This is a genomic window from Mucilaginibacter sp. KACC 22773, assembly GCF_028736215.1.
GTDB lineage: Bacteria > Bacteroidota > Bacteroidia > Sphingobacteriales > Sphingobacteriaceae > Mucilaginibacter.
Genome location: NZ_CP117883.1, coordinates 439,287 through 452,224, shown reverse-complemented (window position 1 = coordinate 452,224; position 12,938 = coordinate 439,287). Strand labels below are relative to the sequence as shown.

10 protein-coding genes and 1 pseudogene are annotated in these 12,938 nt (G+C 42.3%); 8 read left to right on the top strand and 3 right to left on the bottom strand.

Annotated elements, in window-relative coordinates:
- The first annotated feature begins 42 nt into the window (after nucleotides 1-42).
- The 4 genes from PQ469_RS01925 to PQ469_RS01910 all read left to right on the top strand — a co-directional run bounded on the left by PQ469_RS01925 (nucleotide 43) and on the right by PQ469_RS01910 (nucleotide 3,589).
- Nucleotides 43-1,119: an ATP-grasp domain-containing protein gene (locus PQ469_RS01925; protein ID WP_274211476.1), complete on the top strand. Its 1,077-nt coding sequence runs from the start codon at nucleotides 43-45 to the stop codon at nucleotides 1,117-1,119.
- 63 nt (nucleotides 1,120-1,182) lie between these two features.
- Nucleotides 1,183-1,647 carry a DUF4262 domain-containing protein gene (locus PQ469_RS01920; protein WP_274211475.1) on the top strand — a complete coding sequence of 155 codons (465 nt, stop codon included), beginning with the start codon at nucleotides 1,183-1,185 and terminating at the stop codon, nucleotides 1,645-1,647.
- A 6-nt stretch (nucleotides 1,648-1,653) separates the two neighbouring features.
- The gene (locus PQ469_RS01915; protein ID WP_274211474.1) at nucleotides 1,654-2,751 is read left to right on the top strand and encodes a carboxylate-amine ligase; all 1,098 of its coding nucleotides are present in this window, start codon (nucleotides 1,654-1,656) and stop codon (nucleotides 2,749-2,751) included.
- A gap of 7 nt (nucleotides 2,752-2,758) precedes the next feature.
- Nucleotides 2,759-3,589 (top strand): type 1 glutamine amidotransferase, encoded by an 831-nt coding sequence (locus PQ469_RS01910; protein ID WP_274211473.1) that lies wholly within the window; start codon nucleotides 2,759-2,761, stop codon nucleotides 3,587-3,589.
- Nucleotides 3,590-3,864: 275 nt separating this feature from the next.
- Here PQ469_RS01910 and PQ469_RS01905 read toward each other — a convergent pair whose 3' ends face one another.
- Complete coding sequence (locus PQ469_RS01905) at nucleotides 3,865-5,214, bottom strand: efflux RND transporter periplasmic adaptor subunit (protein WP_274211472.1); 1,350 nt, start codon at nucleotides 5,212-5,214, stop codon at nucleotides 3,865-3,867.
- Between the two features lie 39 nt (nucleotides 5,215-5,253).
- Entirely contained in the window at nucleotides 5,254-6,702 is a 1,449-nt protein-coding gene (locus tag PQ469_RS01900) for a TolC family protein (RefSeq protein ID WP_274211471.1), read from the bottom strand.
- Between the two features lie 94 nt (nucleotides 6,703-6,796).
- On the opposite strand from PQ469_RS01900, the gene PQ469_RS01895 reads away from it, so the two are divergent.
- The 4 genes and pseudogenes from PQ469_RS01895 to PQ469_RS01880 all read left to right on the top strand — a co-directional run bounded on the left by PQ469_RS01895 (nucleotide 6,797) and on the right by PQ469_RS01880 (nucleotide 11,060).
- Nucleotides 6,797-7,423 carry a polysaccharide deacetylase family protein gene (locus tag PQ469_RS01895; protein WP_274211470.1) on the top strand — a complete coding sequence of 209 codons (627 nt, stop codon included), beginning with the start codon at nucleotides 6,797-6,799 and terminating at the stop codon, nucleotides 7,421-7,423.
- 183 nt (nucleotides 7,424-7,606) lie between these two features.
- Nucleotides 7,607-7,978 (top strand): annotated as a pseudogene (locus tag PQ469_RS01890) (four helix bundle protein).
- Between the two features lie 331 nt (nucleotides 7,979-8,309).
- Entirely contained in the window at nucleotides 8,310-10,577 is a 2,268-nt protein-coding gene (locus tag PQ469_RS01885; RefSeq protein WP_274211469.1) for an aconitate hydratase, read from the top strand.
- A 159-nt stretch (nucleotides 10,578-10,736) separates the two neighbouring features.
- On the top strand, nucleotides 10,737-11,060 hold the full coding sequence (locus tag PQ469_RS01880) for a hypothetical protein (RefSeq protein WP_274211468.1): 324 nt from the start codon (nucleotides 10,737-10,739) through the stop codon (nucleotides 11,058-11,060).
- Between the two features lie 26 nt (nucleotides 11,061-11,086).
- Here PQ469_RS01880 and PQ469_RS01875 read toward each other — a convergent pair whose 3' ends face one another.
- Nucleotides 11,087-12,721, bottom strand: coding sequence for an ABC transporter substrate-binding protein (locus PQ469_RS01875; RefSeq protein ID WP_274211467.1), 1,635 nt, complete (start codon nucleotides 12,719-12,721; stop codon nucleotides 11,087-11,089).
- Between the last annotated feature and the right edge of the window lie 217 nt (nucleotides 12,722-12,938).

Below are 12,938 nucleotides of genomic sequence, written 5' to 3'. Positions count from 1 at the left end.
TTATTGATTTAAAAGCTACAACTACCAAAAAACATATACATAATGAAAAAAATAGGCATCTTATTCGGACAGGAAAATTCGTTCCCACAAGCTTTTGTGGATAGGATAAACCAGAAGGCAGAGAAAAACATATCGGCGGAATTTGTACGCATTGATAAGGTGATGCAGGCCGAGCCATTGGATTATGCTGTTATTATCGACCGCATTTCGCAGGATGTTCCTTTTTATCGGGCGGCGTTAAAAAACGCGGCCATTTGTGGCACAGCCGTTATTAACAACCCTTTTTGGTGGAGCGCCGATGAGAAGTTTTTCAACAATGCGCTGGCTGTAAAAATTGGGGTACCGGTGCCTAAAACGGTGATACTACCCTCAAAAGAGTTGCCCGATGATACTACCGACAAATCGTTCCGCAACCTTGCTTACCCGTTGGATTGGGATGGCATTTTCAACTACGTTGGCTTCCCGGCCTATATGAAGCCCTTTGATGGCGGCGGCTGGAAAGAGGTTTATAAGCTGGAGGATAAAGAAGATTTTTTTGATAAATACAACAAAACCAAACAATATGTAATGATGCTGCAGGAAGAGGTTGTTTTTGACGACTACTTTCGCTGTTACTGCATTGGCGGCAAGCACGTACGCATTATGCAGTACGAGCCGCGCAACCCGCATCACCTGCGTTACGAGCACGGCAAGGCCCCGGCAGCCAAAAAGCTTTTGGATACCGTTAAAGATTACGTGATAAAACTGAACCAGTTTTTAGGTTACGATTTTAATACTGTGGAGTTTGCTATTCGCGATGGCATTCCCTACGCTATCGACTTTTGTAATCCGGCCCCCGATGCCGAAGTTACAAGCGTAGGCCAGGAAAACTTTGAATGGGTGGTTGAAACTGCTGCTGATTACGCCATTGAACGCGCCAAGAAACAAAAAGGTGGTTTAGATAACCTTACCTGGGGCGAGTTTGTAAAAACATCGGCTGCGAAAACACCGCTGGTTAGTGTGAAAGCAAAACCGGCTAAAGTGGATGTATCCGTAACCAAAGTTGATCATCCTATTGAGACAGAGGGAAAAGTGAAGAAGGAGAAAGTGGTGAAGGCGAAGAAAGCAGCGAAGATGTAATACAATATAGAGATGGGGTTGTAACCCATCGTCATAAAGCCATGGAACAGATACAGAATATAAATGACTAACCGGGAACAACTTAATACAAAACTACAAAACGACATAGCAAAGTTTGGCCTACAAGTAATGTATGTAATGGAAGACGAAACCGGGCCTGGATTTAGTTACTCTATCGGATTATTTGAAAGTTATCAGCACCCTGAGATCATTATAATTGGGCTAAAACAGGAATTGTCCCACACGCTTATAAATAATATGGCATATGATATCAAAGATGGGAAGACTTTTAGACCGTCGACGTTTGATGCCGATATATTGGATAATTTTAAATGCTATATAACCGAAGTAGAAAAATCAAATTATGATAATTATGTGGGCCAGGCCCAGCGATATTATAAAGGAGATGAGTTTCCCTTGTTACAATGCATTTATCCTACAGTAAAGGGTATTTATCCGTGGGAGGATGAATGGCCTGAAAGCATTAAAGACTTACAACCAATATTAGGTCCTGTTAATTTAAGCTAACCAATTATGAACAAGTTTACCTTAGGTGTTGAAGAAGAATTTATGGTGATTGACCCTGTAACCAGGGAGCTAAAATCGCATGAGCAGAGAATTGTGGACAGCGCGCAAAAAATCCACGAAGACCAGGTGAAGGCCGAAATGTACCAGGCGGTTGTGGAGGTAGGCACCCATATTTGCAAAAACACTGCAGAAGCCCGCAAGGAGGTGGGCAAATTGCGCACAACCGTGGCCATGCTCGCCGGTGATATTGGCTTGCGCATTGGCGCAGCGGGAACGCACCCGTTTTCGCACTGGCAGCATCAGCTCATCACAGATCATCCACGTTATTTCGAGATTGTAGATGAGATGCAGGAAGCTGCCCGTTCCAACCTTATTTTTGGTTTACACGTGCATGTGGGCATCCAATCGCGGGATATGGCTATCCACATTGCCAACCAGGTACGCTATTTTTTGCCGCACGTATATGCCTTATCAACCAATTCGCCTTTTTGGGAAGGGCGTAACACGGGGTTTAAATCGTTCCGTACCAAGGTTTTTGATAAATTTCCCCGTACCGGTATTCCCGATTATTTTAGCAGCATCGAAGAATATGACAATTATATCAAGCTGCTGGTAAAAACCAACTGTATCGATAACGCTAAAAAAATCTGGTGGGATATCCGGGTTCACCCATTCTTCGAAACCATCGAATTCCGTATTTGCGATTGCCCTATGCTTGTTGATGAAACCATTGCTTTTGCAGCGCTTTTCCAGGCGCTGTGTGCCAAATTATATAAGCTGCGGCAGCAAAACATGAAGTTTATAACCTACTCACGGGCGCTTATTAACGAGAATAAATGGCGTGCCGCCCGTTATGGCATTGATGGCAAAATGATTGATTTTGGTAAAGAGATGGAGGTAAACACCCGGTCGTTAGTCTTGGAATTGCTTGATTTTGTCGACGACGTAGTCGACGACCTTGGCTCACGTGATGACCTGCAGTATGTACATAAAATACTGGAAACGGGTACCGGGGCCGACAGGCAGCTGGCCATTTACCAGCAAAATAATAACTTTGCGGATGTGGTTGATTACATCACATCGCAAACACTAAAGGGACTATAACGACAGAATGACAACGAAACCGGAAATAAAAGTAGCTATACTTGATTTGTATGATGGGATAGCGAATGAGGGGATGCGCGGTTTCCAGGATATTTTAAACAGATATAAGGCAAAACACGATTTAAATATCACTTATAAAATTTTTGATGTTCGCAGGGGATGCGAAGTGCCGGGCCTTGATTTTGACATTTACATATCAAGCGGGGGGCCGGGAAGCCCGTTACATGAGGGCACAGAATGGGAAAAAAAATATTTCAGGCTGACCGACAAGCTCGAAGATCACAATCTGTCCAACACTATCGATAAAAAACATTCTTTTTATGTTTGTCATTCTTTCCAGCTAATGTGCCGTAAGTACGGACTGGGAGATATCAACACCCGCCGTTCGCCATCGTTTGGCGTGTTGCCGGTAAATAAAACCAGGGCCGGTTTAACCGAACCCCTGTTTGAAGGCCTTGCCGAGCCATTTTACGCGGTTGACTCAAGAAGCTGGCAGGTGATCAATCCGAACGAAAACCGGTTTAAAGAATTGAATATGCAGCTGGTAGCTATCGAAAAAGAGCGCCCGCACATTGATTTGCCACGGGCCATGATGGCCATTCGTTTTGACGAGTACTCATTTGCCACCCAGTTTCATCCCGAAGCCGACGCCAATGGCATGAAAAGCCTGCTTTTAAAAGAAGACAAAAAAGACGAGGTAATTAACGAACATGGCGACGTAAAATATAAGGAAATGCTGAGCCACCTTGCCGACCCTGATAAAATTAGCCACACCCAACAAACCCTGATTCCTAATTTTTTAGATCAGGCTGTAATGAGTTTGCAGGGGTTGGCGTAGCGTTGTTACTCAACCATCGTCATTGTGCCTCGTAGTAATGGCGTGATGATCTCCTTTAGAGAACTATCATGCTGAGGCACGAATCTGTTCGGGAACTTTATAAGTGAAATAAGCATGGTGTAGGATAGATTCTTCGTACCTCAGAATGATAGCAAGGATAGCTTTCAAACCGGTTACAGGTAACATCACGTAGTAAGATGATATCCTAAATCCTGCAAAACAATAAAGCCGCGATCAATTAAAGATCGCGGCTTTATTGTTTTATCTTTTATAGCTTAGTTCGCCTTGTTGTTATTATCGGCATTAAACAGTTTCGATTTGTCAACCTTTTCTACAATCATCCCATCGGCAAGTGTTTTAGTAATTGCTGCATAAGGGGCAGATACCACTTCTTCGCCGCCTTTAAGGCCACTTAATATTTGAATGTAGGTATCATTCTGGATGCCTGTAGTAACCTGCACTTGTTTTAGCTTGTTACCTGCAGTTAACACAAATACGTATTCTTTTGATGGCTGTGTAATTGATGGTTTACTCTTATCGTCGTCCTTTTTAGGCGGCCCGTTCTGATCTTTTTTCTCCTCGCGGGTGGTTACCGATTGAATAGGTACCGATAATGATTTTACCTGGTTGGTATTTATGTCAACAGTGGCTGTTAATCCCGGACGGAAAGGAGACGGATTATCTGCAGATTTTTTTAATAACGACATGTATGAATCTGCATTGATGCGTACTTTAACAGTAAAGTTAGTCACCTGGTCGGCAGTGGTACCAACCACATTGGCCGAACTTCCTATCTCAGAAACAACACCTGTAAATTTCTTACCCAAAAACGCGTCGATCTCAATATTCGATGAATCGCCTAATGAAATGCGGTTAATATCGTTTTCGTTCACATCAACGTTAACATCCATTTTGCTCAGGTCAGATATGGTCATGATCTCGGTACCGGCAAATTGCTGGGTACCTAAAACGCGCTCGCCCAACTCAATAGATAGTTTTGATACTACGCCATCAACCGGCGAGTAAATGGTTGTTTTGGCCAGGTTATCCTGCGCTTCTTTTACCGAAGCAGATGACTGTGCCAAACCATATTGTGAACCAATTACGTTTTGCTTGGCCGCTTCTAACGAAGCTTTGGCACCTTCATAAGCAGCTTTGGCATTTTCATACTCAGATACGGTAAGTACCTTATTTTTATATAGCTCCTGGCTGCGTTTAAATATACCGGCCTGGTTATCAAATGTAGCCTGGGCTTGTTTTAGCAATTGACCAGAGTTACCCACACTGGCTTTTTGAGTATTATAAGATGCGATGGCTCTATCGTAACCCGACTTTAAAATGTCCGGACGGATTTTACAAAGCAACTGGCCTTTTTTAACCACGTCGCCTTCTTTAATGGGCAATTCAACCACTTCGCCAGATACTTCGGGGCTTATTTTAACTTCGATGTGCGGTTTTATTTTGCCGCTGGCAGATACGGTTTCGTTAATAACGCGTGTATCAGCTTTTTCGGTGGCAACCTGGGTTAAAGGCGGCTTACCAATAAGGCCGGTTGCCTTGGCAATGATCAACAGAACAATCAGCGAACCAAGTCCTATCAGAATATATTTAGTAGTTTTTCCCATGATTATGAGTTTGGATATTTACGGTTTTAGTTTTTTTATTTACAATGATATTGGTTTGCCCAGGTAGTAATCAATAACTTTCGCCCTAAACACAACCATATATTGCGCGTTGATCATGTCAAACTGCGATTTATTGAGGTTGGTTAAAGAGGTATTATAGTCAAGCGAGTTTACCAAACCAACATTATAACGCTGTTGTATAATATTAAAGGCTTCTTTATTGGCCTGGTAAGTTTGCGTATATGACAGGTATGATTTTTCGGCAGCTTTTACATCCAATACCGCCTGGTAAATAATCTTGCTCAGGTTATTACGGGCCAGCTGTGTTGTTACCTTAGCGTTTTCATACTGTATTTTTGCTTTGCGTACCGATGTACGTGAGCTAAAACGGTTAAAAATGGGTATCTGCAAACTAACCCCAACCGATTGGTTAAAGTTATCGCTCAACTGCTTAAAAAACGGATATTTATTATATACAGCGGCATATTGTGGTACTGTGGCCGGCTGGTTACGGTTACCATTAACAAAACCAACGGTATCTATCCTGCCGGTGGGTGTTATCCCTCCCAATAAAGTACGTGCGTCTGAATAATTGGAACCTAACTGGCCAAACAATACCACGCTTGGATAATAATTGCCCTGGGCTATTTTAATACCTTGTTGGGTAGCCTTTTCCCGTTGCTCTGCCAGCAATAAATCCGGGTTAACCAATTCGGCGCTTTTTAAAACTTCCTCGGCATTATATAATGTTTGAACGTCTGTCAGCTTACTTATATCCGGTTTCTCAACAACAATATTTGTTTGCGGGGCCATTTCCATGTATTGCTTTAAGGTAAGCAACGAAATTTCATAGGCATTTTGAGCATTGGTATAATTCAAATCGGCTGTTGACACTGTTGCTTTAGCCTGCGAAAGGTCGGCCAGCGTTTGGTTGCCAACATCGAAGTTTTTTTGAGCCCTGTCTAAAGTAATTTTAGATACATCTATTTGCTGCTGAGCCGCTTTTACCAAATCCTGGTTGGTTAATACCTGTAAATAAGTAGTAACTACATTTAAAATAAGGTCGTTCCTTACTTTTGCGGTGGCAGTTTTATCAGCATCAAGCAATAAACGGTTCTGAATGATGGTATTGCGCAACTGGCCACCCTGAAACAAGGTTACCTGTGTTTGTATGGTACCATTCAACGCAAAAATGCGCTGGTTGATGAACTGGTTGGTAGATGGGTCGATGTTACGGCCAAAATTAAATGATGCCTGCGGGCCTGCGGTAAGGTTTGGGAGTTGATTATATTTCGACTGCTTTAAAGTCTCATCATCCAAAGCCTCGGTAAACTGCGATTGTTTGATGGTAAGGTTACGCTCCAGGGCCATATCAACAGCCTTTTGCAACGATATTACCTCCTGCGCATTAGCCCTGAAGCTTAACGACGAAAACATGATGGCGCAAATTACAGTAGCTTTAAAAGATGGTATAAATTTTAGTTTCATAAGGTTTTTCTATACAATGGTAAGCAACTGATTACTACCTTGCGGTGTTGTTTTCTATCTACCGGAAAATTTAACATTAACTTTTGTTTTGAATATGTACCTGGTTAAAACTCCCTGGCTGCTAAAAAAGCTTTATCCCGAGCTTATCTGGAATGTAAACCAAACTAACCGTTGTATTTATCTCACTTTTGACGATGGACCTATACCTATTGTTACACCATTTGTTTTAAATATTTTAAAACAGTACAATGCCAAAGCAACGTTCTTTTGCATTGGCGACAATGTAGGCAAACATCCCGATATTTTTGAGCAAATTGTTAACGATGGGCATGCTATTGGCAACCATACCTACAACCACCTTAAAGGATGGAAAACTGATAACAAAACCTACGTTGATAATTTTCTCTCAGCAGATAAAATACTGCATACTAATTTATTTCGGCCACCTTATGGCCGCATCAAAAAACAACAGGCAAAGGATTTAAAATCTGTTAAACCCGACATCAAAATCATCATGTGGGATGTACTGAGCGGCGATTTTGATATTGGCCTGAAGCCGGAGGGTTGCTTAAAGAACGTTATGAAATATACCGGAGCAGGATCAATAGTTGTATTTCATGATAGTTTGAAAGCGTTTGACAGGTTGGAATATGTTCTGCCAAGGGCGATGGAGGAATGGAGTAAGAAGGGGTATAGTTTTGAGTTGATTGGGTTGGATTGAGTTGATTGGGTTGATTGGGTTGATTGGGTTGATTGGGTTGATTGGGTTGATTGGGTTGATTGGGTTGATTGGGTTGATTGGGTTGATTGGGTTGATTGGGTTGATTGGGTTGATTGGGTTGATTGGGTTGATTGGGTTGAAAATTAACTATGAGGAAGTACTTCACAAAAAATAAAATATTAAATGGCATCATTTATCGGACTGGAAACTTGGAAGCAGGCCCGAAAAATACGGATGTCGATTTCTGACCTTGTCAAAAGCTTTCCAAATGAGGAAAAATTCAGGTTAACGGATCAAATAATTCGTTGTTCGAGATCAATAGGTAGGTAATAATATCGCCGAAGGCCATGGACGTTTCATTTTCAGGATAATATCCGTTTTTGCATCATCGCTCGCGGCTCACTGTCAGAAACGCTTGACCACATGATTATTGCGAGAGATGAAAACTACATTGATGACGCGGTATTTAAATCGTTTCAAAATGACTACGATCAATGCCTTAAACTATTAAACGGCTACATCTCCTTTATCAAAAAGAAAAAAATGACGAGTTAGGTTGAGTGAGTGGTTGATTGGGTTGGATTGAGTTAATTAAGTTATAAATTTCATTAAATTAAATTAAATTAAACAGTCCAACCTAATCAACCTATTCCAACCCGATCAACCCAATCCAACTGAATCAACTTATTCTAACCTAATCAATCCAACCCAATCAACTTATTCCAACCCAATCAAGCACCAACCTATTTAGAACCTATCCAAATAAGAATTGACGAAACCTTGATTATTAATTAGATGTTATATTTTGTAAATTCGCCGCACTAAGTTTCTGACAATCAATTTTAGTGTCAATTTCTTTTACTTTTCACCTAAAAATCAAATACAAATGGCTTTTGATTTAGATATGATCAAAAAAGTTTACGACCGCTACAGCACCCGCGTGGATGCTGCCCGTAAAGCGACTGGTAAACATCTTACTTTAACCGAGAAAATTTTATACGCCCACCTTTCAGAAGGCGACGCTAAGACAGCGTTTGGCCGCGGTGTGGATTACGTTGATTTTGCACCCGACCGCGTGGCTATGCAGGATGCAACAGCGCAAATGGCTTTATTGCAGTTTATGCAGGCTGGCCGTCCGCAGGTTGCTGTTCCATCTACCGTACATTGCGATCACCTGATACAAGCAAAAGTTGGCGCCGTTGCCGATTTAAATACTGCCATTGACATTAACCGCGAGGTTTATGATTTCCTGGCTTCAGTATCTGATAAATATGGTATTGGTTTCTGGAAGGCCGGAGCGGGCATTATTCACCAGGTAGTGTTAGAAAACTATGCATTCCCGGGCGGTATGATGATTGGTACCGATTCGCACACGCCAAATGCGGGTGGTTTAGGTATGATAGCTATTGGTGTTGGTGGTGCTGATGCCTGCGATGTTATGGCAGGCTTACCATGGGAGCTTAAATTCCCTAAGTTGATCGGTGTTAAATTAACCGGTAAATTATCCGGATGGACATCAGCTAAAGACGTTATTTTAAAAGTAGCAGGTATCCTTACTGTAAAAGGTGGTACCGGTGCTATTGTTGAATATTTTGGCGAAGGCGCATGTTCACTTTCGGCAACAGGTAAAGGTACCATCTGTAACATGGGTGCCGAAATTGGCGCAACCACTTCGGTGTTTGGTTATGACGATAAAATTGCCGCTTACCTTAAAGGTACCAAACGTGCCGACATAGCCGAATTGGCCGATGCTGTTGCTGAACACTTAACCGGCGACCAGGAAGTTTACGCCAACCCTGAGCAATATTTTGACCAGGTTATCGAGATTAACCTGAGCGAACTGGAACCGCACATTAACGGTCCGTTCACACCGGATCTGGCATGGCCGATCTCTAAATTTGCTACCGCTGTTAAAGAAAACAACTGGCCTGCAAAATTAGAAGTTGGCTTAATTGGCTCATGTACCAACTCATCTTACGAAGATATCACCCGTTCTGCATCTATCGCAAAACAGGCTGTAGATAAACACCTTACTACCAAGGCTGAATTTACCATCACCCCCGGATCGGAGCTTGTGCGTTATACGGTTGACCGTGATGGCTACCTGGATACCTTTGCACAAATGGGCGGCGTGGTATTGGCAAACGCTTGCGGACCATGTATTGGTCAGTGGGCCCGTCATACCGACGATCCTACACGTAAAAACTCAATCATCACCTCGTTTAACCGCAACTTTGCTAAACGCCAGGATGGTAACCCAAACACACATGCGTTTGTAGCTTCACCAGAAATTGTAACAGCTTTGGCTATTGCAGGCGATTTAACTTTTAACCCACTTACCGATACTTTAACCAATATTAATGGCGAACAAGTTAAACTTGATGAGCCAATGGGTATAGAAATGCCGGTTAAGGGTTACGCTGTTGAAGATGCCGGCTACCAGGCCCCTGCCGAAGATGGTAGCCAGGTACAGGTATTGGTTGATCCAAAATCGGCACGTTTACAGTTATTGGAGCCGTTTGCCGCATGGGAAGGTGTAGACATTAAAGGCCTTAAATTGCTGATTAAAGCAAAAGGCAAATGTACAACCGACCATATTTCGATGGCTGGTCCATGGTTAAAATTCCGTGGCCACCTGGATAACATATCAAACAATATGTTGATTGGTGCCATCAATTACTTTAACAACACTGCCGATAGCGTTAAAAACGAACTTACCGGCGAGTACGGCCCGGTTCCTGCTACTCAACGTGCTTATAAAGCAAATGGCATTGGATCAATAGTAGTAGGCGACGAAAACTATGGTGAAGGTTCATCACGTGAGCACGCTGCTATGGAGCCACGTCACCTTGGTGTACGTGCCATATTGGTAAAATCATTTGCCCGTATCCACGAAACCAACCTTAAAAAACAAGGTATGCTGGGTATCACCTTTGCTGATAACAACGATTACGACAAAATCCAGGAGGACGACACTATCGACATTACCGGCCTAACAGAATTTGCCCCCGGCAAACAGTTAACCGTTGTGTTAAACCACAAAGATGGTTCAGTTGAATCGTTCCCGGTTAACCATACCTACAACGCTCAACAAATTGAGTGGTTTAAAGCAGGTGGTGCGTTAAACATCATCCGTAAACAAATGGCATCTTAATAAGGCTGAAAGCCGAAAGGTTAACGCTGAAAGTTAATTATATGAGCCTCCCTTTGGGGAGGCTTTTTTGTTTGCACCATTAATTGTAATATCACTTTTACATAATATTCAGTAAACTGTCCCGCGATATCTTAGTCTCAGTTATCTAAGTACGCACTTATGAAAAGGTTCCTTTTATTCTCCGCTGGCTTTTGCCTTATTTTATCTGCCTGCAATACTCCCATCACCTATTTTGGCGACAAGCTTAGCCCCACAAATTCCGTCGATATTTATTATTCTGCCCACGATGTCAAGAGGGAATATAAAGTAATTGGGCATTTAACCTGCCCCAATTATATTCACCAGGAAACGGTAATAAAAAAACTCTCTGCTTACTCAAAAACAATCGGGGCTGATGCTATAGTCATTTTAGGTACTGCTGCCGTAAAAGATTCCCAGGCAGCTGTAGTTAATGCCGATGCGCTGAAGTATGCGGATAAATAGAACGGAGGCTTTTCCATTGAATGATATCAGGGTGTTTTCATCACCCGTTTCAACACCAACAAATTCTGACCATTTAAGCTAAAGCCCGATATATTATTCTGATAAAGGTTCACCAATTTATCATAATACAAAACCACCACCGGCGACTGCTCCATTACCAGGTTATCCATTTGCTGGTAAATGGCATAGCGAGCCGAATCGTTTTTTACCTGGTAGGTTTGTTCAAACAATGCATCAAACTTTTTATTGTTGAAGCCGGTATAGTTGGGGCCAAACGGGATCTTATTTTTTGAATAGAAAACCGACAGATAATTTTCACCATCGGGATAATCGGCAATCCATTGACCATAAAAAAAGTTGATGCCATTTTTAGATACTAGTTCGCGCAGGCTTGCCCCCTGCGTAATTTCTACGCTGGTTTTAATGCCTATCCTATCCAGTTGACCTTGCACATATTCAATCAGGCTGCGATAGCCTACGGTAGTAGCCAACGATATTTCGGGTAATCCCTTACCGTCGGGGAAGCCGGCTTCGGCTAATAGCTTTCGGGCTTTATCCGGATCGTAAGAGTACCCTTTAACACATTTGCCATCAAAACCCGGCATGCCCTGGGGGATAAAGCCTGCATAGCCGGGAGTTCCCATGCTATTCCGAAGGTATTTGATCATTTTCTGGCGGTCGATAGCGTAGTTTATCGCCTGCCTCACTTTCAATATTTTCAGGGGCGATTTTTTGACAATAGCCAAATTGCTGTCGACCAAAATGCCGAGGTACATGGTATTGAGGTAAGGCGCCGTATTTAAAATGAACTTCCCCTTATATTTTTGTGTAACCGCGCCCGATTTGGTGAGGATATCATCGCGATAGCTGCCATCTATATCATTTAAAAAATCAAGTTTCTTTTTTACAAACTCTAAAAACGACGTTTGCTTATCGGCAATAAATGTAGCCCTTACGGCATCCAGGTACGGCAGGTGCCTGCCATTTTTATCAGCTTCCCAGTACTTATCGTTTTTAAGCAGCACCAGCACCTCCCCCTCTTTCCAATATTTAAATCTGAAAGGGCCGGTTCCTATAGGATGACTCCTGAAATCTTTGCCATAAAACTCAACAACCTCCCTGGGAACAACCGAGCAATATTGCGCGGTAAGCATGCTTAAAAAAGGCGCGAAAGGTTGTTTCAGCCTAATCAAGAAAGTACTGTCATTGGAGGCCGTAAAGGCACCACAATCTTTTACTTTGTCGCTAAAAATCCAGGAACCCGATGAGGCAACTTTAGGGTCAATTAATCTGCTAAAGCTGTAAACAAAATCAGATGCCACTGCCTTTCGGCCTATGCCATTTTTAAAATGCGGATCATCGTGAAAATAAACATCATTGCGCAGGTGAAATGTATACAGCAATCCATCAGCAGAAACCTCCCAGTTTTTTGCAATGCAGGGCGTAACTTTTAAACTGTCATTAACCTGCACCAACCCGTTAAAAACCTGGTTATCCATCCAGATGGTATAACGATTGCGGCAAAAAGCAGGATCGAGCGAGGTGAGGCCTTCCTCCAGGTTAATGTTAAAAACCGTTTTATGCGAATCTGCAGATTTTGAAGAGCAAGCCGAAAGCTGGACCATCAATCCCAAAAACAGCAATAAGACCAGTTTATTCATCAAAAGCTAATGTAATAATTATTGAATTAGCGATTTAACGCATTAGTGATTTATTACGCAGGGATGAAGGTTTTTGAATAGTGAGTAGTTGGATTAGGTTGATTAGGTGAGTGGTTTTAATCTGCTTGTTAGGACACCATGATCAGTTTAAAAAATCTATAAAAAAAGCCCTCCAAAATGGAAGGCTTCTTTATATCAAATCCGATATCGAAATTCC